This is a genomic window from Acinetobacter sp. WCHAc010034 (assembly GCF_001696615.3).
Taxonomy (GTDB): Bacteria; Pseudomonadota; Gammaproteobacteria; order Pseudomonadales; family Moraxellaceae; genus Acinetobacter.
The window spans coordinates 2,883,273-2,905,666 of the sequence record NZ_CP032279.1 but is presented as its reverse complement, the minus strand read 5'-3'; the positions used below and the strand labels follow the sequence as shown (position 1 = coordinate 2,905,666).

The window sequence follows — 22,394 nt, the reverse complement described above, 5'->3', positions numbered from 1 at the left end:
TGCTTTTATAAAGTTATAAAACATTATTTACCAACAACATCTCCACCCCTTTAATCTTCCCCATATACTTCAACCGTTCTTTTTCTGCTTTTAGCTGCTGCTTTAACGCAGCGCAATCCGCATCAATTGCTTTATACACATCGCCAAGATGCACATGTTCCGCTTTGACTTTATTGCCTAAATTGAAAGAATCCAGAATCTCTGCAATTTGGCTGGCCAGCTGCTGGCTTTGCGCATCCAAGGCCAGTTTATAAAACTTCACCTGCTCCGTAGTTAGGCCCTTGGCGCTCTGCCCTTTATTCTGTTCAAGATTTAACTGCAATTTCAGCAAATAAAATAAATCCTGCTGTTCATAGGCCTGATTCGCCTGCTGGAACAGCTCGGTTTTTTCATCTTTCTTGGCAGGGTCTGGTTCACGGTCAGGGTGAATTATGGCGGCAATTTTCAAATACACCGTTTTCAGCGACTGCTCTGCCATTTTTTCGGCTTGTTCACGCTTTTGCTGCTGCCTTTGCTGTTTGGCTTGCTCACGCGCCTGCTGCTGCCCGGCGGCATAGTGTTCAAAGTCATCGTCCAAACTGCTTTGTATTGGCTCTGCCTGATTTTCTGCAGTTACCGTCTGAGTTTTTTTGCTTTTTTTTACTGACTGTTCTGCATGCTGCTGGTAAAACGTATCAATTTTAGCAACCTGCGCTTGCTGTGCAGCAGACAGCATTTTTGAATGCTTTAACATTTTGGCAAGGCCGGCAATTTTCTCATCCAGCTGCTGCACATCTGCTTTGGAAAATTTATGGCTGTGCAAAACATCCCACAGCTGTTCAAGCTGCTGAAATAAAACCTCATGCAGCTCAGCATATACAGGCAAGAGTTTTTGCCGCGTGCGCTGCTGAATCTCTTGCTGTGCATTTTGCCATGCAGCAAGGCTGATTTTCTGCTGTTCAATTTTCTCAATCAACCGGCTGAGCTTTCTTTCCTGAGGCGAAAGCTGAACATCTGGCTGCAGCGTAATTTTTAAATCGAAAGGCATAAGCAAACGCAAAGCAAAAAAGCAATTATAGCGGAACTTTTATCATCAAAACCTAAAGCCTTAATCGGCCATTAATACCATTCCCGTTCTGTTTAAAACTTGGCACAATCAAAATTACAATAAAATGAGAAAATTCAATGCCAACACAAGCAGATTTAATCTTTAATCAAGAACTGGCCGCATGGGTGCAGGCGGTCGGCTCCGTCATTGCAATTTTTGTCGCCATCAGCGTGCCTTTATACCTGAACCGCCTGGAAATACGGCGTGACAGAACGCTGCAGAACCTGCAAAAGCAAAAATACTTTGTGACCCTGCTGCCCACCCTGTACCGCATTAAGCGCTACAGCGAAGATTTTTTAAGCCAAATGCAGCAGAGCCAGCAAAGCGCGGAAAATATTCTGCATACCTTAGAAACCGAATATCTGGAGCTGATTCCGGTCTTTGCCAAAGAGCTGCATATTTTTGTGCATAGCCAGATTTATGACGCCAGCCTGAACCAGCTGGCCTTTGAACTCTTTCATTCAGAAGAAATCCTGCAGCAGCATTTACTGCAGCCGAACGACCGAAAGCAGCTTAAGCATCAAAATCTGCTCATCAGCCACGGCCAGCATATCCAAGCGCTCAGCATGAACTTAATTGAGCATATTGAAAAATATTATGAAGCCGGAAAATGACTGATCCTTAAAGTTTCAGCAGGCAAAAGCCCGGAATATGCGGGGCAACCGCCTGCTGGCGGCGGAATTTCAGCTGCATGAATGCCTTGCGCACTGCACGGCGGACCGGACTATCCGCACTGGCAGGCGCCAATAAGCATCAGCATTCAATCTAAAACCCTAGGCTCTGCATCCCTTCAGAGCACCACCGGCCGCATGCGCCCTTTCAGACAGCCGGACAGGGCTATTTCCCCCCTATCTTTTGTCTAGTCTGCGCTGAAAATTCAGGGCAGCTGGCATGCATTATGCTGTACTTTTAGCGCAATTTTCAGTGCAGAAAAACTGTTTAAATCCTAAAGAGTTACTATTAACAAAACCGTAAAAAATTTTGCTTGAGCAATCCTTCAAATCTCGCTTAAGATGAAATCCAGTGTATTTTTTCATACATAAAATAAATCATCTTTTGCGCAGAAAATTGATGGATGGATTCCGTCGCACATTACAGCAATTGATGGCAACGCAATAAAAAAGGAGTTTTATACATGACACATAAACGCACCATGACCTCCCTGCTCTGTGCCAGCGCCCTCATGCTTGGACTGAGCGCCTGCAGTGACAATAAAGCGCCATCTTCCGAAAAGCCTGCCGGCGGCGATGCCTCCGCTTCAGGCACGCTGGATAAAATCAAGCAGTCCGGCACCATTGTTCTGGGCTACCGCGACTCCTCCATTCCTTTTTCATATATTGCGGACAATCCGAATCAGCCGGTCGGCTATGCGCATGACCTGCAGCTGAAAGTGGTTGAAGCGGTGAAAAAGAAACTGAATATGCCGGATTTAAAAGTCCGCTACAACTTAGTCACCAGCCAGAACCGCATTCCCTTAGTGTCTAACGGCACGGTAGATTTAGAGTGCGGCTCGACCACCAACAACAAAGAGCGCCAGCAGCAGGTCGATTTTTCGGTCGGCTTCTTTGAAGTCGGTTCGCGCCTGCTGACAGCAAAAGATTCCGGCGTGAAAGACTTTGCCGACTTGAAAGGCAAAAAGCTGGTCACGACCGCAGGCACAACCTCTGAGCGCTATATCCGCCAGCACGAAAAAGAGCTGGGCATTGGCGAAGTGATTTCCGCCAAAGACCATGCGGAATCTTTCCTGATGCTGCAGAATGGCCGCGCCGCCGCCTTTATGATGGATGACATCCTGCTGGCGGGGGAAAAATCCAAAGCTAAAGACCCGGCCAAATGGGAAATTGTCGGCACGCCGCCTATTCATGAAGTGTACGGATGCATGATGCGCAAAGGCGATGCCGGCTTTAAGCAGGTTGTCGATGATGCGATTAAAGCCACTTACAGCTCCGGCGAAATCAACGGCATGTACAAAAAATGGTTCCTGTCGCCAATTCCGCCTAAAAACATCAACCTGAACTTTGAAATGTCCGATCAGCTGAAAGCCCTTATCAGCAATCCGCACGACCGCGACGCCTAATCCCTAAACACTGTAACGCCTGAGCCAAAAGGAGTTTGACTCAGGCTGAAAGGGAGTCAATATGAACTATAGTTGGAATTGGGGTGTGCTGTTCCAGCCTACGGGCGTGGGCGATACCACGTATCTGAACTGGATTTTTACCGGTTTAGGCTGGCTGCTTGTAATTGCGCTGGTGGCATGGAGCATTGCCATGGCGCTCGGCAGCATCTTAGGCATTATGCGGACTTTGCCCAGCCCTGCGGCCCGCGCCATCGGCACGGCCTATGTCACGCTGTTCCGCAATGTGCCCCTGCTGATCCAGTTATTCATCTGGTTTTATGTGGTGCCGAATTTCCTGCCGGAAGTCATCCGCAGCTGGTGGATCAATGACTTAGGCGCGAATACCACCGCCTTAATTTCCGCCAGCATCGGCTTAGGCTTATTTACCGCCGCCCGGGTCTGCGAACAGGTGCGCACCGGCATTGAAGCCCTGCCATTGGGGCAGACCAATGCCGGCTATGCCATGGGCTTTTCCACCGCGCAGCTGTACCGCTATGTCATTCTGCCGCAGTCATTCCGCACGATTCTGCCGCCGCTGAGCTCTGAACTGACCAACTGCGTCAAAAACACCTCTGTAGCGTCCCTGGTCGGCGTGGCGGAAATCATTTCGCAGATGAAAACCATCAGTGAATACACGCAGAACACCATCGAAATTTATACTTACGTTACCCTTATTTTCATTGTCATCAATGTCTGCCTGATTGCTTTCATGAACTTTCTGGAAAAGCGCTTGCGTGTTCCTGGCTTAATTGCAGGAGATAAATAATGGATTGGATTGCTTCGTTTACGCAAGACCTGCAGCTGTCAGCGCCTGCGCTGTGGCATGGCCTGAGCATTACCCTGAAAGTGGTCATTTCGGCCACCATTGGCGGGGTGTTTATCGGCACGCTGCTGGCGCTGATGCGCCTGTCGTCTATTTCCGCCCTGAACTGGTTTGCCAAAGGCTATGTCAACCTGTTCCGCTCAATTCCCCTGCTGCTGGTGCTGATGTGGTTCTATTTTGCCGTGCCGTTTATTTACACCGGCATTACCGGCAATTACCTGACAATTGATACCGCGCTGGTGTCCAGCATTGTGGCCTTTATGCTGTTTGAAGCGGCCTATTTCTCTGAAATTGTCCGCGCCGGCATTCAGTCTGTTCCCAAGGGGCAGACCTCCGCCGCCTATGCGCTGGGCATGAGCTACAGCCAGTCGATGCGCCTGATTATCCTGCCGCAGGCATTCCGCAAAATGACCCCGCTGCTGCTGCAGCAGACCATCATTCTGTTTCAGGATTCCACCATGGTGTATGCCATCGGCTTGCTGGACTTTTTCCGCACCAACTATGTCCGCGGCGACTTAATGTCGCTGCTTACGCAATATATTATATTCGCTGGCCTGGTGTACTTCACCATCAGCATGATCGCAACGTATGCAGTTAAGAAATTACAGCGGAGGTTAAGTGTATGACAGATCAGAAAATAATGATTGACCTCCAGAATGTCAGCAAATGGTATAAAGATTTTCAGGTGCTCACCGACTGCAGCACGCAAATCCGCCAGGGTGAAGTGGTGGTGGTCTGCGGGCCTTCAGGCTCAGGAAAATCGACGCTGATTAAAACCGTGAACGGCCTGGAGCCGTTTCAGGCCGGCAAAATTTTAGTGGACGGCATTTCCATCAATGACCCGAAAACCGACCTGACCAAGCTGCGCAGCCGGGTCGGCATGGTATTCCAGCATTTCGAGCTGTTTCCGCATTTGAACATTACCGAAAACTTAACCATTGCGCAGATTAAGGTGCTAGGCCGCTCCGAAGCCGAAGCCAAGAAAAAAGGCTTGGCCTATCTGGAGCGGGTCGGCCTCAGCGCGCACGCCGCCAAATTTCCGGCGCAGCTGTCCGGCGGCCAGCAGCAGCGCGTTGCGATTGCCCGCGCGCTGAGCATGGACCCGATTGCCATGCTGTTTGATGAGCCGACCTCTGCACTTGACCCGGAAATGATCAATGAAGTGCTGGATGTGATGGTGCAGCTGGCCAAAGAAGGCATGACTATGATGTGCGTAACCCATGAAATGGGCTTTGCGCGCCAGGTGGCAAACCGGGTGATCTTTATGGATCAGGGCAAAATTGTGGAAGACTGCACTAAGGATGAATTTTTCAATACCCCACGCGGCGAACGCGCGCAGCAGTTCCTGAATAAAATCCTGCACTGAGTTTTTGCTTCAGCTGAACTTCAGCATCAAGGCAGATCTCCGGATCTGCTTTTTTATGCCTGCCACTCAAGCCTGCGCGCATTGGCTGCGCAGGCTAGCAGTTTGATGGCTTAACACGGTGCAGGCGCACAGCAGAAAACAGGACAGCTATTTTTAGCCGCGCTTTCAGCTCAGGCCTGCAGCGGAAATTTGCACCTTTGCATGACACTGCAATTCATCAGACCAAAAAATAAACTTATTTATATGAAATTTAATAATTTTATAGAGAAATTTATTTCAGCCTAGCGCACCAAAAAAGTTCAGCCGGAAGCGGTTTGCTTTATATCGGGTCTTGTTTATTTTTAAACTGCATTAATCAAAATTTCCCTTAATGCAAAGGCTTTGCGAAAGCGCGTTCACCGATATACTGAGTTTCTTTTTGTGACACAAAGCACCGAATTGGACCTCACAATGCAAAATATTGACTTACTTTTTCTTCTTCTTGGTGCAATTTTAGTGCTTGCAATGCATGCAGGATTTGCATTTTTAGAACTCGGCACCGTGCGCCATAAAAACCAAGTCAATGCGCTGAGTAAAATTTTAACCGACTTTTCACTTTCCGCCATCGCCTACTTCTTTGTCGGCTATTACATTGCTTACGGCCAGCACTTCTTTCATGCAGGCCCGGCTTTGTCGGCCGATCACGGCTATAACCTGATGCGCTGCTTCTTTCTGCTGACCTTCGCCGCTGCCATTCCGGCAATTATTTCCGGCGGCATCGCTGAGCGCGCCAAAATGCGTTCGCAGGCGATTGCCACCCTGCTGCTGGTGGCGCTGGTCTATCCTTTCTTTGAAGGCATGGCATGGAACGGCAACTTTGGCCTGCAAGGCTGGCTGCAGCGCACTTTTGGCGCCAGCTTCCACGACTTTGCCGGTTCAGTAGTGGTGCATGCCATGGGCGGCTGGATCGCGCTGGCAGCAGTGATTTTACTGGGCGCGCGCCATGGGCGCTATAAAAAAGACGGCCGCATCAGCGCGCATCCGCCGTCTTCCATTCCTTTTTTAGCCCTAGGCTCATGGATTTTAATTGTCGGCTGGTTTGGCTTTAATGTCATGAGCGCGCAGCGTCTGGACGCCATTTCCGGGCTGGTGGCGATCAACTCGCTGATGGCGATGGTCGGCGGCACGCTCTCCGCCAACTTCATGGGCAAAAATGACCCCGGCTTCCTGCACAATGGCCCTCTGGCCGGCTTAGTTGCGATCTGCGCCGGTTCCGACGTGGTTCATCCGGTCGGCGCATTGGCGATTGGCGCGGCCGCCGGCGTGATCTTTGTGCAGCTGTTCACCTACACCCAAAACAAACTGAAGGTTGATGATGTGCTGGGCGTCTGGCCGCTGCACGGCGTATGCGGCGCATTCGGCGGCATTGCTGTCGGCATCTTTGGCCAGCAGTGGCTTGGCGGACTGGGCGGCGTGTCGCTGCTGGCGCAGCTGATTGGCACAGCGCTGGCGATTGCTGTGGCGCTGGCTGGCGGATTCATCATCTATGGCGCGCTGAAAGCGCTGATGGGCATCCGCCTCAATCAGGAGGAGGAATTCCGCGGCGCAGACCTTTCAGTCCACCGCATTACCGCAAACTCTGAAGACAATATGTTCTAGCCTTGCTTAGGCGCAGTCAAAGCAGGGGGCTGTACTGGCTTCAGCAGCTCCTTAGCCCATTGAATAAAATAGACTTTGGATGCGCGGGCGCAGCAAGGATGCCGCACGCTGCCCATCCTTGCGCTGCGTTTTAAAGCAGCGCATCAAATTATTATCCAAGTTAAATACCGCTTCGATCCACAATAATGCCGGCGCATCAGGCCAATACAGAATAGATGGCTTGCATATCTTTCAGATAAAAATAGCCATGATTCAGCTGCGCTTAAGCTTTATGCCGCTTCGCTTTAAGCTCAGTTTAAGCTGCTCCTGCTGTAATGGCGCATCACTATAATTAAACCTTTCACCATGCCAGACCAGCAGCGCTTTATCTTTATTCAGGGATGCTTCCTACTGTTCAGCTTTGCCGCGCTTTGGGTATTCTCCCCTGTCGGCGGCCCGCTGGACTTAAGCCTGATTGAACCGTGGATGAATGCATCCGGCGGTTTCCCGCTGCGCGACGCCTGGGCCTTGGCGGAGCTGAATCACCGCTGGGTCAAGAACCTGCTGATTGGCGCCTATGCGCTGATGCTGCTGCAGTGGCTGGCGTCTTTCAAGTATACCCGGTTCAAAGCGCAGCGCTTTGAACTGGGCTATTTTTTCTTCAGCTCGATGCTCTGCACGGCGGCCGTCGGCATTTTAAAATCGCAGTCTGCACATGCCTGCCCGTGGTCAATGACCGCAGCCGTGCCGCATGGCTTTTTATGGCAGTTCAGTGCAGAAAAAGGCCACTGCTTTCCCGGCGGCCATGCCTCTACCGGCTTTGCGCTGATGAGCGGCTATTTCGCCTACCGGCTGAGCCAGCCTAAAAAAGCCTACTTCTATCTGTTCTCCGGACTGATTCTCGGTTTCGCCATGGGCTGGGCGCAGATGATGCGCGGCGCGCATTTCCTGAGCCATAACCTGTGGACAGCTTGGGTGGTCTTTTTTATTAACGCGGTCATTTACGGTTTCAATTACCGGCATTTTTCCCAGCCTGTGCCGGAAGGCGGCGCAGGCCAGAAACTCAGCCCCTAAGCGCGCAGCGGCAGCTGCACATTGACCTGCAGGCCGCCCAAGCTGGCGCTGGCGCCAAAACTGAGCCTGCCGTTCAGGCGCTCAACCGCTTTGTCGACAATCGCCAGACCTAAGCCGCTGCCCATTTCCTGATGATGATGCACGCGGTAAAAGCGCTTTAAAATCTGCTCATGCAGCTTCGGGTCAATCCCCGGCCCGCTGTCTTCAACCTGAATCACCGCCATGCCGTCCTGCGCATACACCGACACATTGATCATGCCCTGCGCCGGCGTATACTTAATGGCATTGTCAATTAAGTTGTAAATAATTGAATGCACCGCAGCTTCCTGGCTGTGAATCTGTACAGTTTCCTGACGCTCCATGCCTAAATCGATATCTTTCTGCATCGCCAGATGAATCAGCTGCTCTACGCAATTCACCGCTGTAACATTAAGATGAAAGTCCTGCGCATCGCCGGATACCGCGGCTGAGGCATCCTGCTGGGCTAAATTCAGCAGCTGCGCCGCCAGATGCTGCATGCGGATCAGGCCCAGGCTTAATCTTTTCAATGCTTCATGCTCAGGAAACTCCTGAAGCAGCACTTTGGTCTGCAGATTCAGCGCGGTAATCGGCGTGCGCAGCTCATGCGCCGCATCGGCAATAAACTGGCGCTGCTCCAGCTGGGCGGCCGAAATCCGCTCAAACAGGCTGTTCATTTCCTCAATGGTCGGAATAATTTCCAGCGGATAATCCTGGGTTAAAATCGGCTGCAGCTCTTTAGAACCGCGCTGCGCCAGCTCGGCTTTAAAGTCATCCAGCGGCTGCAGAATCCGGCTGATCATCCAGCTCAGTCCCCAAATGGCAAAGGGCATAAACAGCAGATAAGGGATAAACATGCCGCCGGCCAGCTCCAAAGCCAGATTCTGCCGTACAGACAGCTGCTGGCTGACCTGAACCTGCTGATTTTTTAAAGGCAAAACATAGGTGCGCCATGTGCCGTGCTCGGTTTGATGCGTATAAAAACCGGCGTGCTCAATCGGCTGAATCAGCAGGTTGAATTCATGGTGCTGATGCGCCTGCTCGGCATAGGACCAGACATCCACAAACAAGTCTTCTTCATGATAATGCTGTTCAGGGTCAAATTCGCTTTTGACCGGCGCAGGCTGATGATTGGCCACCCGCTCCGCCAGGCTCTGCATTTGCGCATCCAGAATTTCATTGGTTTCCTGCAGTGAAATTTTGTAGGCCGACAGCATCAGCACGCAGCCCAGCATCAGGCTGAAAAAAGACGTATAGAGGATCAGCTTTCTTTTCAGTGAATTGCGCGTTTGCACAGGCATGCCTTACCCCTGCAGCTGTCCCAGCCGGTAGCCCAGGCCGCGGATGGTGCGGATGAAATCCTTGCCCAGCTTATTTCTTAAATGATGCACATACACCTCAATGGTGTTGCTGCTGATGTCGCTGTCAAAATCGTACAGCTTGTCTTCCAAATTGGACTTGGAAAATATTTTATTCGGATGGCTGACCAGTGGAATCAGAATGGCCCATTCGCGGTTGGACAGCTCAAGATATTCGCCCTTGAATTTAGCCAGATGCTGCTCAACATCCAGCACCAGATCGCCGCATACCAGCACTGACTGGCCGTTCTGCGCAGCCGCTTGGCCGCTGCGGCGCAGCAGCGCCTGAATGCGCGCCAGCAGTTCATCAAATTCATAGGGCTTGATCAGGTAATCATCCGCACCGTGATTCAGACCATCGACCCGCTGCTGCAGCTGGTCGCGCGCGGAAATAATCAGCACCGGCAAAGCCGGCTTGGCCTGCCGGATCTGCTTCAGCACCTGCATGCCGTCCATCATCGGCAGGCCCAAATCCAGCAGCACGGCATCTATCTGCCCCTGTTGAATGCGCTTCAGGCCGTCAATGCCGTTATTCACCCATTCCACATCAAAGCTCTGATATTTCAGCAAGGTCTGAGTCGATTCAGCAATCATGAAGTCATCTTCAATGATCAGTATTGTAGTCATGTATTAGGTTCCCGCTTTTGCCGGCGCGCAGTTTTTCAGCATGTCATATTGCGGATCAATCACTTGGCTCTGCACTCCCAGCAGGCTGAGCAGGCTTGGAAATAAATTGTCCTGGCTCAATTCTTGGCTTTTTTGAGCGCTTAAGCAAGCCATTTGCTGCGCATTTTGCGCTTTCCATTCAGGGGAGAACCACATCAGCATCGGCACATGGGTTTGCTGCGCCGGCGCAATCGCATACGGCGCGCCGTGCAGGTACATGCCGTGCTCGCCGGTCGATTCGCCATGATCTGACAGATACCAGAAGCCGGCCTGATATTTCGGATCATCCTGCAGCGCATGAATCAGGCCGCTGAGCACATGGTCGGTGTAGACAATCGAGTTGTCATAGCTGTTAATCAGCTCCGCCTGGCTGCAGCCCTGAATCGCATTGGTGTCGCAGGAAGGCTTGAACGGCTGGAACGGCGCAGTTGAACGCTCATAATACGCCGGCCCGTGGCTGCCCATCTGATGCAGCACAATCAGGCGCGGTGCGGCGTCCTGTTCCGGAATGCCGGCAATATACTGCTTCAAGGCATCGACTAAAATCTCATCATGGCACTCGCCGTTGGATGCGCACCATTTCTTCTGCAATTCTGCCGGGAACTGCCACTGCTCAACGCGGTCACAGGCGCCTTTGCAGCCCGAGTTATTGTCGATCCAAGTGACTTTATAGCCGGCGCGCTGGGCAATATCCAGCAAGCCTTCGCGGTGGCTGGCCAGCTGCTCATCATAGTCTTTGCGCGGCATGCCGGAAAACATGCACGGTACTGAAACTGCAGTCGCTGTGCCGCAAGAGCTGACTTTGCTGAAATTGATCACATCCAGCTTAGCCAGTTTAGGGTTGGTGTTCCTGCTGTAACCGTTCAGGGAAAAGCTTTCCGCGCGCGCTGTTTCGCCCACCACCAGCACCATCAGCTTAGGCTTTTGCGCTGGCGAAGCCGGCAAGGTGCGGTGCGCATCAGTGCCATAGGCCACCAGCGGCAAGTCCTGCTTAGGCGCCCGATGCCGGTAATAGGACAGCGTCGAAGCAATAGTATTCTGCGGCGAAAGCATGCCTTTCAAGTCGCGGTGTTCGCGGAAAATAGCCGCATAATCCACATAAAAAACGAACAGCAGCCCTGCCAAAATGGCAAATGATCCGGCAATATGCAGCAGCTTTTTCAGCAGCAGCTTGGGAGCCGGCTCTTTTTTAATCGGAATCTGGCTGATGATGCCTATGGGCAATATGACCAGAAAAATGCTCCATAAAATAAAGCGGACAGAAGTCAAATCACGCATTTCCCGCGCATCGCTCTGCATGATGTTCTGAATTTGATCCGGCGAGATCACCGCGCCTAAGCTGGAGACAAAATAGGCGCTGAAGCCACCGATAAAAATCAGCGCAGATGCCAGCAGTTTCGCATTCCAGCGCCAGTGAAACAGCTGCAGCAGCACATTGTATAAAGCGATCACCACCACAACTGTCGCCGCCAGAAACAGCTGCGCTTTCAGCCCGCTGTAAGGCGTGAGCTTGGCGATTTTCTGATAAAAACTGATATTTAAAGCAATGCTCAGCCACAATACGACAATCAGATTAAACATGCCCAGTGAGATAGGCGGGATCTTTTTCTTCAGCAGGGAAAATGTGTTCAGCATCATGCATATCATCGGCTTTTTTGGATGATTATAAGCTAAAGGCGCAAACTTAAAACTGGCTTAAAGATATAAATCATTTTTAACGCATCACATTTTTAAGATGCTGAAAAGAATCAATTAAAGCGGTCAGAATGAGAAAAGCCAGCCTGCGCGGCTGGCTGGGAAAGCAGAGCGGATATGCCGGCAATGCCTTTGCGCAGGCAATGCCCTGCTGTTTATAAAAACAGCGGAGCTTTCGCGGCCCGGCTTTGTCTTGAGCGCGGGCCTATTATGGAGCCTGCCGGATGCATCAATGCCGGATTAATATTTAAAATTAAAGCCGATGAAAGCCGTTCTGCCCATCAGGATATGGTCAATAGAGCGCGCCACTTCATCGCGCTTGGTATTGGTTAAATTCTTCAGGCCGGCCTGCAGGCTGAAGCCCGGATTGAACTGATAATGCCCGCTTAGGCCTACAGTATGGTAGGCATCTGATTTCTGGCTCTTGGACAGCGCAGGCACCTGCAGCATTTGGCTGCCGGTATATTGATAATTTAAGTTCAGCCCGAACGCGTCATTCACCTGCCAATCCCAGCTCATATTGCCGCTATGGCGCGGACTGTAATCCAGCTCCTGATCCGTATCTTTATTTTTGCCGTCCGAATAGGTGTAATTCAGCTTGACGCCCAAGGCATCATTCAGGCTGTACTGGCTTTCCAGCTCTACTCCTTTGACAGAAGCAGAATGAATATTGGTATAAGTCATCAGCGGCGGCATGTAGCCAATTTTCCGGTCCCACCTGTCGCCCACAATCATGTTTTTAATGTCATTATTGAAATACATTAGGCTTGCGTAGAAGCGGTCATTTTCATACACGCCGCCAAATTCATAACTGACTGCGGTTTCAGGCTGCAGGTCTGAGTTGCCGACAAGATGGCAGTCGCCGCGGCAAGACAGTACGGCATAAGTCGGATCAGACTGCGAAATGCTTGGCGCCTTAAATGACTTGCCCACGCCGCCTTTTAAGTTGAACTGATCCGTGACTTGGTAAACACTGTAAAAACGCGGGCTGAACTCGCTGCCGAAGTTTTCAAAGTCATCAAGGCGGCCGCCCAAAGTCAATGCCAGGCGGCCCAGATTCCACTCATCCTGCAGGTAAAAAGCGCTTTGATCTGCAGAAATATCCCTATTTAAATTCTGGTTATGGCTCAGTTCTGTTCTGCGGAATTCCGCCCCCGCCGTCAGCAGATGCTGCTCGCCCAGCGCGCGGCTGAACTGCCCGTCAATAGTATGGTTGGTCTGCTGCACATCCCCGGTTTTCTTCGCCAGAGCGGTCATCAGCTCCGAATCATCCATCAGGTTTACGCGTTCATAATAATAGCGCAGGCGGCTGGCGACCTCATTCCAATTGGCCGAATAGGTCAGGCCGGCGCTGCTGCGCTCCATTTCCTGAATATTGATCGGGAACGATCTGCCGGAGTTATTCCACTGGGCTTTGCGGTCATCTGTACGGTGCGTCAGGTCAATGTCCAAAGTCTGCTGATCATCAATCAGCCAGCTTAAATTAGACAAAATACTCAGGCCTTTGCGCTTTTCCGCCGCATCGGTATTTTTATACGCGCTCTGTTCCGAACGCCATGCCTGCTGATCGATGCCTTCTACCACCAAGTTGGCCAGCAGCTTGTTTTCAATCAGGCTGCCGCCGACATAAGCGCTGGCCTTGTGCGCCGCGCCGTCATCGCCCTCGGTCGGCATTTCATAGCTGTAGTTCAGCGCAGCTTCAAATTGGCCGCTTGGCTTTTTCAGAATAACGTTGACCACGCCGCCCAAGGCATCAGCCCCATACAGTGAAGACATTGGGCCGCGCACCACTTCAATGCGCTCGATTGCAGCCAGGGGAATGGAAGACAGGTCAAAATCGTTGGCATAGTCTGAGGTCAGAACATCTCTGGAGTTGACCCGGCGCCCGTTCACCAGAATTAAGGTGTATTCCGCATCCATGCCGCGGATTTTAATTTCTTCGCGCCCATAGGCGGATGAGCTGTTGATATGAATGCCGGCCGTATTCTGCAGCGCATCGGCCAAGTCATATACCGGACGCTTCGCCAAATCTTCCTGAGTAATGATGCTGATGCTGGCCGGCGCGCTTTTCTGACTATGCTCGGTTTGGGTCGCCGTGACCGTAATGGTCGCCAGCCTTTCCGGCGCTGCTTCCTGCGCATGGCTGCAGCTTGAAAACAGGCCAAGCCCCAGCAGGCAGTGGATGGAGGCGGTCAGGATATTCCGGGTAAAAAGGGTTTTATTTGGCATATTATAAACAATGATAATCTTAGTGATAATTATTATCAATTATATATTATTGTATCTGTTTTGCAACATTGCGTTTCAATATGAAACAGCCCTTTGCCGGCAAACCCTGCCGGTTTCAGACTGCGCTTTCCGGCAGCCCAGCCGCCCCGCTATTCAGCTGCCGGAATCGGCCGGAAAAGGCTGGTTTATTGATCTTCCGGGCTATATCTGGCGCACTTGAGTGTTTAAAGATTGAGATCGGGCCATGATCTATTTATCATGCCAGGCTCGTTTTTTTACTTTAAGATTATGATTCAATTGGAGAATAAATGAAGATTGCCGCAGCTGCCGTTCTGGCAGCTCTTCCCTGCCTTGCCTATGCAGACTTAGGCCCTTCGCGCACCAATACCGGCAAAATTGAAGTGAAGGACAATAAGCCGTACCGGCTGGATGCAGACGCAGGCTATCTGCTGAACAGCTCCAAATCAGGAGGCAACAGCAGCAGCAAGGAAAATCTTGCCGCCCACCTGCTGTTTCAGCGCCAGGCCGGCATCTGGGGGCAGGAGCTGCGCGCTGAAGCGGTCAGCACAAACGATGACGGCGATTCCAGCAACAATGTCGAGCGCTACATGCTGGCCGGCAAGCTGCTGTACAGAAGCACCGATACGGCGTATCAGTACCTGAAGCTGCAGGGCGACAAGGACCTTTCCAGCTCGCTGGATTATCAGATTGCGCTGACCGGCGGCATTGGCCTGGACTTGATTAAAGCCCAGAAGCAAAGCCTGACCACTGAGCTTGGCGCAGGATACCGCCACAGCAAAGAACGTGGCTTTCCATATGCCGATGTGCATGAGCTGATTGGCACGCTGGGGCTGTATTATCAGTATCAATTCAATGACACCGTTCGGTTTAATCAGGATCTCGGCTATGAATTCGGCGATGAATCTCAGGTTCTGCGCTCCAGAAGCAGCATCAGCGCAAATCTGACAGAAACCATATCCGCCGTGATGAGCTATCAGCTTAAGGATACCTTGGCGGATTCAGGCAACAGCCGGGATTCTCTGCTGTCCGTCGGGATGAAATACAGTTACTGATTTTAAAATGAATGGCTGGGCGCAGAAGCAGCGCCCAGCGCAATTTTTCACGCATCCGGCGCTGAGTTCCTGCCCGCATTGTTAGCGCCCCAGCGGCAAACCGGAATCAGGCAAAGCGCCGCCAGCAATGCAATGCCGCTTAAATAGCTGCCGTATCCCAGCCAGTCCGCCGCGATGCCGCTGATGCTGTACAGTCCGCCGCTGACCGCCGCCATAAGCGCCACCTGAAAGGTGAAATCCGTGCCGGCCATATGCTTGCGGCTGTACTGCATAATGACCGTCAGCATCACCACCAGCAGCATGGCGGACAGCATGTCTTCAGCCGCGTTTACCGCGTAAAGCAGCCGCGGCTGGATAGCTTGCCCCGCCTCGTACCGCCAAGCCAGCCATGCATAGACCGCTAAACTGGCTATTTTCAAAACCGAAAAGGCCAGCAGCGCCTGAAAGCGCGGCAGCCATTTCAGGCAGATGCCCGCGATGCCGGCGCCGATTAACGCTGCGCAGGCGCCCAGCATGGTCACATAAATGCCAATCTGCGAAAAGCTCAGCCCTGAATCCACCATCAACGGCTTCAGCACAGGGCCGGATAAGCCGTCTGCAATTTTAAAGGTCAGCAGCACCTGCAGCCAAAGGCGCAGTTCCGGCGTCTGAAAAAAATAAGCCAGATACTGGCGCACCGCTGCCCAGCTGATTTTTCCGGCCTTGGCATGGCCTGCATTTGCGGATCTTTTATTCTGATGGGCCGGCTCTCTATAAAATAAAACCGGCAATGTATTCAGCAGGACCAGCCCCGCCAGCAGCAGGAAAGTGGGCTGCCACTGCAGCCAGTCCAGCGCCCACAGCACCGCGCCGCCGCCGGCAATAAAGCCCAGGCGCGAGCCGATCACCTGAAAGGTATTGCCCCAGTGCTGCTGCCCGCCTTGCAGGATATTCACCGCCAGGCCATCGGTGGCGATATCCTGCGTTGCGCCAATGAAGTTCATGCCCAGCAGCGCCGCAAAAAACAGCAGCAGATAGGCCGGCTGATTCAGGGCCTGAATCGGCAGGAAAGACAAGCCAATCAGCACCAGCACCATCAGCAGCTGCGTAGGAATAATCCACGAGCGGTAATGCCCCGTATGCCTGATTCCCAGCCGGTCAACCCACGGCGCCCAGAGGATTTTTAGCGACCACGGCAGCATCAGCAGGCCAAAGCCGCCAATATGCGCCAAAGATACGCCCTGCGCCCTTAAAATCACCGGCAAGGCGTGAGTCATAAAGCCGACGGGCAGGCCCTGCGCCCAATACAGCGAAAACAGCAGCACATAAATATTGCGCATCTGAAGCATGAAGCGTCCCTTGCCGGTAAGTCTTGCGGGCTGATAATGATGCAAATGAGCAGCGCCGGCGGCTGAAACTGCTCAATCCTGCCAATGCGGCGCCCAGCGCACCGGCTTATGATAAATTAAATGAACCCGCAAATACGATAAAAACAATGACACAGTATTTTCCAGTATTGCCGGACCGCGTCCCTGCGCGCGGTTCCGCACTGAGCAAGCAGCTGTTCAAGCGCATTTTTCTGGCGCAGGGCTGGAGCTTTGAAGGCGAATTTCCCAACCTGCCCAAAGCGGTGGCGATTATTTCGCCGCACACCTCAAATATTGATGCATGGCACGGCTTTACCGCCTTGCTGGGTCTGGGCATTCAAATCACTATTTTCGGCAAGCACACCTTATTCAATACCCCCTTAAAGCCGCTGCTGCAGTGGATTGGCGTGATTCCGGTCAACCGCAGCAGCCAGCAGGGCCTGACCCGGCAGATTGCCGAAATCATTCATGCCAAAGACAAAATCTGGGTCGGCATGGCGCCGGAAGGCACCCGCAAGCAGGCTGCGCAGATTAAAAGCGGCTTCTACTATATTGCCTATGAAGCGCAGATCCCGATTGTGATGTTCTCCTTTGACTATGCCAAGAAAACCATTCACTGCTTAGGCGTATTTGAGCCGACAGGCAACTATGCGCAGGATTTAGAACAGATTCTGCAGCGCTATGAAGGCCATTTTTCGCCTAAAAATCCGGACTGGCTGGCCAAGCCGTTACAAAAGCGATGGAAAAACCGCTAGCCAAAATGGCGTTTTTTTGCTGAGATATGCGCCATTCTGTACAGATCTTATCCTGTTTTACATTTTATGAAATTACTGCATTACTCTTTAATCGGCATGTTAGCCCTCAGCCTGGCCGGCTGCGATAAGGCCGTCAAGACCCCGGCAAAAACCGCGCCGATTAAGGCCCGCGAGCCGGTTATTGCCGTGGCGCTGGGCGGCGGCGGCGCCAAAGGCTTTGCGCATATCGGCGTTTTAAAAGTTTTAGAATCGCACGGCATCAAGCCGAAAATTGTGACCGGCACCAGCGCCGGCAGTTTTGTCGGCAGCCTGTACGCCAGCGGCAAAAGCCCGTATCAGCTGCAGCAGGTTGCGCTCAGCTTTCAGGAATCCGATATCCGTGACCTGACGCTGAACCGCCAAGGGGTCATTCTGGGGCAGAAGCTGCAGGACTATGTGAATAAAAATGTCGGCGGCAAAGCCATCGAGCAGTTCCCGATCCGCTTCGCCGCGGTGGCAACGCGCTTAGACAATGGCAGCAAAGCCGACTTTATTAAAGGCAATGCCGGACAGGCGGTGCGCGCTTCCTGCAGCATTCCGAATGTCTTCGTTCCGGCGACCATTGGCGGGCTGAAATATGTCGACGGCGGGCTGGTCAGCCCGATCCCGGTTAAAACCGCCAAGGACATGGGCGCAGACATCGTCATCGCCATTGATATTTCCGCGCGGCCGGACGGCAGCAAGGCCCTGAATATGTTTGGCGTGCTGGATCAGACCCTGAACATCATGGGGCAGCAGAGCATCAATGAAGAGCTGGGCCGGGCCAATATCGTGATTCAGCCCAAGGTCGGCCATATCGGCACTTTAGACTTGAAGTCCAGCAATGCCGCCATTCTGGAAGGCGAAAAAGCCGCTCAGCTGAAAGTCCGCGCCATTCAGAAAGCCGTTGCGGATTTCAGAGCCTCGCCGGCCGCCTTGAAGCCAGCCCCGGCCGCTAAATTTTAATTTGAGCGGTTTTTTAAATATTCAAAAACTTATTCATCTGCTACATTGATATAGATGCTTGTCCCTCTATATCAATTACAGCAATACACGAGTAGATGTATGGAATTTGTTTTAGAACCTTGGCACTGGTTTGTTTTAGGCGTTTTGCTGATCCTGTCTGAATTGCTGCTGCCTGCATTTGCGGCCCTTTGGTTTGGCATTGGCGCCATTATGGTCGGCATTCTGTATTTCCTGTTTCCAATGATGGGCACCACCACCCAGCTGGTGACATGGATGATTCTGTCCATTTTATGCACCCTGGCCTGGTTCAAATTCATTAAGCCCCTGTCCACCGATAAAACCAAAGCGGGAATGTCGCGCGAAGCCACCATTGGCCAAGTCGGCATGGTGATTCAAATCAATCTGGATCATGAGCAGATTAAAGTGCGCTTTCCAATGCCGGTTTTAGGCGCCGACGAATGGAACTGCCGCGCCTTATCCCCCGTTCAGGTGGGCGACCGTGTCCGCGTTGTGGATATTTTGGGCAATGACCTGGTTGTGCAGCTGCACAAGCAAACTGACAACGAAAAAAGTGAGTAAATAAATGAGCGCAGCTACGATTATTGCATTTGCCCTGCTGGCCTTTGTTGCCGTAACCATTTTTAAAGGCGTCCGCATAGTCCCTCAGGGCTATAAATGGATTGTGCAGCGCCTGGGCAAATACCACACCACACTGAATCCCGGCCTGAATTTCGTCATTCCTTATGTCGATGAAGTGGCCTATAAAATCACCACAAAAGACATAGTGCTGGACATTCCTTCGCAGGAAGTGATCAGCCGCGACAATGCCGTGCTGCTGATGAATGCGGTGGCCTACATCAACCTGACCACGCCGGAAAAAGCGGTCTACGGCATTGAAAATTACGCATGGGCTATTCAGAACCTGGTGCAGACCTCCCTGCGCTCAATTGTCGGCGAAATGGATCTGGACGATGCGCTGTCATCGCGCGACCATATTAAAGCCAAACTCAAAGCCAGCATTTCTGATGACATTTCAGACTGGGGAATTACCCTGAAAACCGTTGAAATTCAGGACATCAAGCCGTCGCATACCATGCAGGCCGCCATGGAGGAGCAGGCTGCGGCCGAGCGCCAGCGCCGCGCAACCGTCACCAAAGCCGACGGCGAAAAGCAGGCGGCGATTCTGGAAGCCGACGGCCGGTTGGAAGCCTCGCGCCGCGATGCCGAAGCGCAGGTGGTTTTGGCTGAAGCTTCGCAGAAAGCCATTGAAATGGTGACCTCTGCAGTCGGCGACAAGGAAATTCCGGTGGCTTACCTGCTGGGCGAGCAATATGTCAAAGCCATGCAGGATATGTCCAAATCCAGCAACGCCAAAACCGTGGTTCTGCCTGCAGACATCATGAATACCATCCGCGGCGTCATGGGCCGGAACAGCTAAAAAAGCCGCATTTTGCAGCAAAACAGGCAGCGCATCAGCTGCCTATTTTTTGTTCATGATGATAAAAAGCCAGCAAAAACTGTTAAATTATGGTTAAACTCCGCGTTTATTTCTGAAATTTTTGAAATTGACGGCAGCCTCATCTCCTTCCACCGGCGCTTCATCCGCTGTCAATTCATATTTCGATCTGCTGTCCAACTGCAAAATGGATATTGTATGAGCTCCCTGAATCCAACCTTAATCACCTTCCTCTTTTATATCGCTGCCATGATCGTGATTGGCTTGATTGCCTACCGCTCGACAGCAAACTTCTCTGATTACATTTTAGGAGGCCGCCGCTTAGGCAGTTTTGTCACCGCGCTTTCCGCCGGCGCATCCGACATGAGCGGCTGGCTGCTGATGGGCCTGCCGGGCGCAATCTACCTTTCGGGCCTTTCTGAAATCTGGATTGCCATCGGCCTGATCATTGGCGCATGGCTGAACTGGCGCCTGGTCGCGGGCCGCCTGCGCGTGCACACCGAAGTGCAGCACAATGCCCTGACCCTGCCGGATTATTTCTCCAACCGCTTTAATGACCAGAAGAAAATCCTACGGGTGGTTTCAGCCGTAGTGATCCTGGTGTTCTTTGCGATTTACTGCGCATCCGGCATGGTGGCCGGCGCGCGCCTGTTCGAAAGCATGTTCGGCATGTCCTACAGCACGGCGCTTTGGATCAGCGCTATCGCCACCATCAGCTATGTCTTCATTGGCGGCTTCCTTGCGGTCAGCTGGACTGACACCATTCAGGCCGGCCTGATGATTTTCGCCCTGCTGCTGACCCCTGTGGTCGCGCTGCTGTCTTTTGCCGACATGACGCAAGTGACTCTGGCGCTTGAAGCGGCCCGCCCGCAGGCTATGGACATCTTCGGCAATCTGGAATGGGTTGCGATCCTGTCGCTGATGGCATGGGGCTTAGGCTATTTTGGACAGCCGCATATTCTGGTGCGCTTCATGGCGGCCGATTCAGTCAAGTCCATTCCAAACGCGCGCCGCATCGGCATGACCTGGATGACCCTGTGCCTTGGCGGCGCAGTGGCGGCCGGCTTTTTCGGCATCGCCTACTTCCAGCAGCATCCGGAGCTGGCCGGCGCGGTAAACGCCAACCCTGAAACGGTGTTTATGGAACTGACTAAAATCCTGTTCAATCCATGGATTGCCGGCGTTGTCCTGGCGGCGATTCTGGCGGCGGTGATGAGCACCTTAAGCTGCCAGCTTCTGGTCTGCTCCAGCACCTTAACCGAAGACTTCTATAAGTCATTCCTGCGCAAAAACGCCACGCAAAGGGAACTGGTCTGGGTCGGCCGCCTGATGGTGCTGATGATTGCCCTGCTGGCCATTTGGATGGCGGGCAATCCTGAATCCAAAGTGCTGGGCTTAGTGTCGTATGCATGGGCCGGTTTCGGCGCAGCCTTCGGCCCGCTGATCATCCTGTCGCTGTTCTGGAAGCGCATGACGCTAAACGGCGCGCTGGCCGGCATGATCGTAGGCGCCATCATGGTCATCCTCTGGAAAAACCTCTGGGCCGATACCGGCATCTATGAAATCATTCCGGGCTTCATCTGCTCATTCATCGCCATCATTCTGGTCAGCCTGATGGACAAAGCGCCGGGCAAAGCAGTCACCGACCGCTTTGAAGAGGCGGACCAAATCTACCGCGAAAGCAAATAATTCACACGCAGTAAAAAGGAGGGCATTAAGCCCTCCTTTTTACTGCGTCAGCTTTATGCTTTAGGCGCCGGCTTAGCTTTTGCGCGACAGCAGAAACTGCGTAATCTGGGTCAGCTCTTCGGCCTGCGCGCCAAAATACGCCAGCGCATCCATCGCCTGATTATGCAGCTCTTGCGCATAGGCTTTGGCCGGCTGCAGGCCCATTAAGGCCGGATAAGTCGATTTTTCCACCTGCTGGTCTTTGCCTGCGGTTTTGCCCAGCACTTCGGTATCCGAAATAATATCCAGAATGTCATCCTGCACCTGAAACGCCAGCCCGACCGCCTGGCCATATTCGCGCAACTTGGGAATTGCCGCATCGGTGCCGTTGAACAGCGTCACCGCGGCCATCATAATGCCGGCGCTGATCAGTGCGCCGGTTTTATTGCGGTGAATATTTTCCAAAGCGTCCTGGCTGATCTGCCGGCCTTCCGCCTGCAGATCCAGAATCTGGCCATTCACCATTTTTGAGGCAGCCGTGGCTAAAATCTGCATCTGCTTCAGCACAATCGGCGCTTCAACGGCCGGCCCCTGATCAAACAGGCGGCTGCCCAGCACTTCAAAAGCCATCGACTGCAGAATGTCGCCGGCCAGCAATGCCGTATCTTCACCGAATGCCGCATGGCAGGTCGGCTGGCCGCGGCGCAGCAGGTCATTGTCCATGCAGGGCAAATCATCATGCGCCAGCGAATAGCAGTGTATGAACTCCACCGCGACTGCAGCGCGGCGCACCGCGGCGTAATTCGGGTTGTGCTGCAGCGCGCCGGCTGCATAGCAAAGCGCGGGGCGCACGCGCTTGCCGCCAAGCATAACTGCATGATATACCGCGCCTTTCAAAGGTTCCGGAATCGCAAATGCGTCTAAAGCAGTTAATAAGTCCTGCTGAATGCGCTGCTGCGCCTCAGTCAGTGCATGTGCCGGCACGTCAGTTAAAGATGACACGTTCACCTCGAATACTTGGTTAAGCTGGTAAAACTGTTGTTTCAATTGCACCGCATGTGCA

Annotated in this window: 20 protein-coding genes; 13 read left to right on the top strand and 7 right to left on the bottom strand. The window is 52.6% G+C overall.

Annotated features, from left to right (window positions below; translation table 11 throughout):
- Positions 1 to 13: 13 nt before the first annotated feature.
- Positions 14 to 1,027 (bottom strand): HPF/RaiA family ribosome-associated protein, encoded by a 1,014-nt coding sequence (locus BEN74_RS15570; protein WP_068911925.1) that lies wholly within the window; start codon positions 1,025 to 1,027, stop codon positions 14 to 16.
- 137 nt (positions 1,028 to 1,164) lie between these two features.
- Here BEN74_RS15570 and BEN74_RS15565 point away from each other — a divergent pair, with 137 nt between their 5' ends.
- The 7 genes from BEN74_RS15565 to BEN74_RS15530 all read left to right on the top strand — a co-directional run bounded on the left by BEN74_RS15565 (position 1,165) and on the right by BEN74_RS15530 (position 8,083).
- On the top strand, positions 1,165 to 1,701 hold the full coding sequence (locus BEN74_RS15565; protein ID WP_068911923.1) for a hypothetical protein: 537 nt from the start codon (positions 1,165 to 1,167) through the stop codon (positions 1,699 to 1,701).
- Positions 1,702 to 2,222: 521 nt separating this feature from the next.
- Positions 2,223 to 3,164, top strand: coding sequence for a transporter substrate-binding domain-containing protein (locus tag BEN74_RS15560; RefSeq protein ID WP_068911920.1), 942 nt, complete (start codon positions 2,223 to 2,225; stop codon positions 3,162 to 3,164).
- Between the two features lie 61 nt (positions 3,165 to 3,225).
- Positions 3,226 to 3,969, top strand: coding sequence for an amino acid ABC transporter permease (locus tag BEN74_RS15555; protein WP_068911918.1), 744 nt, complete (start codon positions 3,226 to 3,228; stop codon positions 3,967 to 3,969).
- The gene (locus BEN74_RS15550) at positions 3,969 to 4,652 is read left to right on the top strand and encodes an ABC transporter permease subunit (protein WP_068911916.1); all 684 of its coding nucleotides are present in this window, start codon (positions 3,969 to 3,971) and stop codon (positions 4,650 to 4,652) included. Before BEN74_RS15555 ends, BEN74_RS15550 begins: the two co-directional genes overlap by 1 nt.
- Positions 4,653 to 4,666: 14 nt before the next feature.
- A complete protein-coding gene (locus BEN74_RS15545) occupies positions 4,667 to 5,392 on the top strand; it encodes an amino acid ABC transporter ATP-binding protein (RefSeq protein ID WP_171404895.1) in 726 nt (241 codons plus the stop codon).
- A 450-nt stretch (positions 5,393 to 5,842) separates the two neighbouring features.
- Positions 5,843 to 7,030, top strand: coding sequence for an ammonium transporter (locus tag BEN74_RS15540; protein WP_068911912.1), 1,188 nt, complete (start codon positions 5,843 to 5,845; stop codon positions 7,028 to 7,030).
- 345 nt (positions 7,031 to 7,375) lie between these two features.
- Positions 7,376 to 8,083 (top strand): phosphatase PAP2 family protein, encoded by a 708-nt coding sequence (locus BEN74_RS15530; protein ID WP_068911907.1) that lies wholly within the window; start codon positions 7,376 to 7,378, stop codon positions 8,081 to 8,083.
- Here BEN74_RS15530 and BEN74_RS15525 read toward each other — a convergent pair.
- From BEN74_RS15525 to BEN74_RS15510, 4 genes are all read right to left on the bottom strand, one after another.
- Complete coding sequence (locus BEN74_RS15525) at positions 8,080 to 9,402, bottom strand: sensor histidine kinase (RefSeq protein WP_068911905.1); 1,323 nt, start codon at positions 9,400 to 9,402, stop codon at positions 8,080 to 8,082. The two genes, BEN74_RS15530 and BEN74_RS15525, sit on opposite strands and share 4 nt — an antisense overlap.
- Positions 9,403 to 9,405: 3 nt before the next feature.
- The gene (locus BEN74_RS15520; RefSeq protein WP_068911903.1) at positions 9,406 to 10,086 is read right to left on the bottom strand and encodes a response regulator transcription factor; all 681 of its coding nucleotides are present in this window, start codon (positions 10,084 to 10,086) and stop codon (positions 9,406 to 9,408) included.
- A 3-nt stretch (positions 10,087 to 10,089) separates the two neighbouring features.
- Complete coding sequence (locus tag BEN74_RS15515; protein WP_068912029.1) at positions 10,090 to 11,760, bottom strand: phosphoethanolamine transferase; 1,671 nt, start codon at positions 11,758 to 11,760, stop codon at positions 10,090 to 10,092.
- Between the two features lie 300 nt (positions 11,761 to 12,060).
- Positions 12,061 to 14,049, bottom strand: coding sequence for a TonB-dependent receptor plug domain-containing protein (locus BEN74_RS15510; protein WP_068911900.1), 1,989 nt, complete (start codon positions 14,047 to 14,049; stop codon positions 12,061 to 12,063).
- A 308-nt stretch (positions 14,050 to 14,357) separates the two neighbouring features.
- Here BEN74_RS15510 and BEN74_RS15500 point away from each other — a divergent pair, with 308 nt between their 5' ends.
- Entirely contained in the window at positions 14,358 to 15,122 is a 765-nt protein-coding gene (locus tag BEN74_RS15500) for a DUF481 domain-containing protein (protein ID WP_068911896.1), read from the top strand.
- Positions 15,123 to 15,169: 47 nt separating this feature from the next.
- Here the strand turns inward: BEN74_RS15500 and BEN74_RS15495 are convergent, their stop codons facing one another.
- Positions 15,170 to 16,450 (bottom strand): MFS transporter, encoded by a 1,281-nt coding sequence (locus tag BEN74_RS15495; protein ID WP_068911894.1) that lies wholly within the window; start codon positions 16,448 to 16,450, stop codon positions 15,170 to 15,172.
- A gap of 146 nt (positions 16,451 to 16,596) precedes the next feature.
- Between BEN74_RS15495 and BEN74_RS15490 the strand changes: the two genes are divergently transcribed.
- The 5 genes from BEN74_RS15490 (at position 16,597) to putP (ending at position 21,352) form a co-directional block, all read left to right on the top strand.
- Positions 16,597 to 17,223 (top strand): 1-acyl-sn-glycerol-3-phosphate acyltransferase, encoded by a 627-nt coding sequence (locus BEN74_RS15490; protein ID WP_068912027.1) that lies wholly within the window; start codon positions 16,597 to 16,599, stop codon positions 17,221 to 17,223.
- A gap of 66 nt (positions 17,224 to 17,289) precedes the next feature.
- A complete protein-coding gene (locus BEN74_RS15485) occupies positions 17,290 to 18,207 on the top strand; it encodes a patatin-like phospholipase family protein (protein ID WP_068911891.1) in 918 nt (305 codons plus the stop codon).
- A gap of 99 nt (positions 18,208 to 18,306) precedes the next feature.
- Entirely contained in the window at positions 18,307 to 18,786 is a 480-nt protein-coding gene (locus tag BEN74_RS15480; RefSeq protein ID WP_068911889.1) for an NfeD family protein, read from the top strand.
- A 4-nt stretch (positions 18,787 to 18,790) separates the two neighbouring features.
- Complete coding sequence (locus tag BEN74_RS15475) at positions 18,791 to 19,645, top strand: SPFH domain-containing protein (RefSeq protein WP_068911886.1); 855 nt, start codon at positions 18,791 to 18,793, stop codon at positions 19,643 to 19,645.
- 216 nt (positions 19,646 to 19,861) lie between these two features.
- Entirely contained in the window at positions 19,862 to 21,352 is a 1,491-nt protein-coding gene (gene putP, locus BEN74_RS15470) for a sodium/proline symporter PutP (protein WP_068912024.1), read from the top strand.
- Positions 21,353 to 21,424: 72 nt separating this feature from the next.
- Here putP and BEN74_RS15465 read toward each other — a convergent pair whose 3' ends face one another.
- Positions 21,425 to 22,333, bottom strand: a complete 909-nt coding sequence (locus BEN74_RS15465) for a polyprenyl synthetase family protein (protein ID WP_068912022.1) — start codon at positions 22,331 to 22,333, stop codon at positions 21,425 to 21,427.
- Positions 22,334 to 22,394: the final 61 nt, after the last annotated feature.

What these genes read in the sequence shown, in the direction of transcription:
- BEN74_RS15500 (WP_068911896.1), top strand. Translation starts at nt 14,358, where the DNA reads ATGAAGATTGCCGCAGCTGCCGTTCTGGCAGCTCTTCCCTGCCTTGCC.
- BEN74_RS15570 (WP_068911925.1), bottom strand. Translation starts at nt 1,027, where the DNA reads ATGCCTTTCGATTTAAAAATTACGCTGCAGCCAGATGTTCAGCTTTCG.
- BEN74_RS15540 (WP_068911912.1), top strand. Translation starts at nt 5,843, where the DNA reads ATGCAAAATATTGACTTACTTTTTCTTCTTCTTGGTGCAATTTTAGTG.
- BEN74_RS15550 (WP_068911916.1), top strand. Translation starts at nt 3,969, where the DNA reads ATGGATTGGATTGCTTCGTTTACGCAAGACCTGCAGCTGTCAGCGCCT.
- BEN74_RS15555 (WP_068911918.1), top strand. Translation starts at nt 3,226, where the DNA reads ATGAACTATAGTTGGAATTGGGGTGTGCTGTTCCAGCCTACGGGCGTG.
- BEN74_RS15480 (WP_068911889.1), top strand. Translation starts at nt 18,307, where the DNA reads ATGGAATTTGTTTTAGAACCTTGGCACTGGTTTGTTTTAGGCGTTTTG.
- BEN74_RS15475 (WP_068911886.1), top strand. Translation starts at nt 18,791, where the DNA reads ATGAGCGCAGCTACGATTATTGCATTTGCCCTGCTGGCCTTTGTTGCC.
- BEN74_RS15490 (WP_068912027.1), top strand. Translation starts at nt 16,597, where the DNA reads ATGACACAGTATTTTCCAGTATTGCCGGACCGCGTCCCTGCGCGCGGT.
- BEN74_RS15530 (WP_068911907.1), top strand. Translation starts at nt 7,376, where the DNA reads ATGCCAGACCAGCAGCGCTTTATCTTTATTCAGGGATGCTTCCTACTG.
- BEN74_RS15520 (WP_068911903.1), bottom strand. Translation starts at nt 10,086, where the DNA reads ATGACTACAATACTGATCATTGAAGATGACTTCATGATTGCTGAATCG.
- BEN74_RS15565 (WP_068911923.1), top strand. Translation starts at nt 1,165, where the DNA reads ATGCCAACACAAGCAGATTTAATCTTTAATCAAGAACTGGCCGCATGG.
- BEN74_RS15485 (WP_068911891.1), top strand. Translation starts at nt 17,290, where the DNA reads ATGAAATTACTGCATTACTCTTTAATCGGCATGTTAGCCCTCAGCCTG.
- BEN74_RS15545 (WP_171404895.1), top strand. Translation starts at nt 4,667, where the DNA reads ATGATTGACCTCCAGAATGTCAGCAAATGGTATAAAGATTTTCAGGTG.
- BEN74_RS15560 (WP_068911920.1), top strand. Translation starts at nt 2,223, where the DNA reads ATGACACATAAACGCACCATGACCTCCCTGCTCTGTGCCAGCGCCCTC.
- BEN74_RS15525 (WP_068911905.1), bottom strand. Translation starts at nt 9,402, where the DNA reads ATGCCTGTGCAAACGCGCAATTCACTGAAAAGAAAGCTGATCCTCTAT.
- BEN74_RS15510 (WP_068911900.1), bottom strand. Translation starts at nt 14,049, where the DNA reads ATGCCAAATAAAACCCTTTTTACCCGGAATATCCTGACCGCCTCCATC.
- BEN74_RS15495 (WP_068911894.1), bottom strand. Translation starts at nt 16,450, where the DNA reads ATGCTTCAGATGCGCAATATTTATGTGCTGCTGTTTTCGCTGTATTGG.
- putP (WP_068912024.1), top strand. Translation starts at nt 19,862, where the DNA reads ATGAGCTCCCTGAATCCAACCTTAATCACCTTCCTCTTTTATATCGCT.
- BEN74_RS15515 (WP_068912029.1), bottom strand. Translation starts at nt 11,760, where the DNA reads ATGCTGAACACATTTTCCCTGCTGAAGAAAAAGATCCCGCCTATCTCA.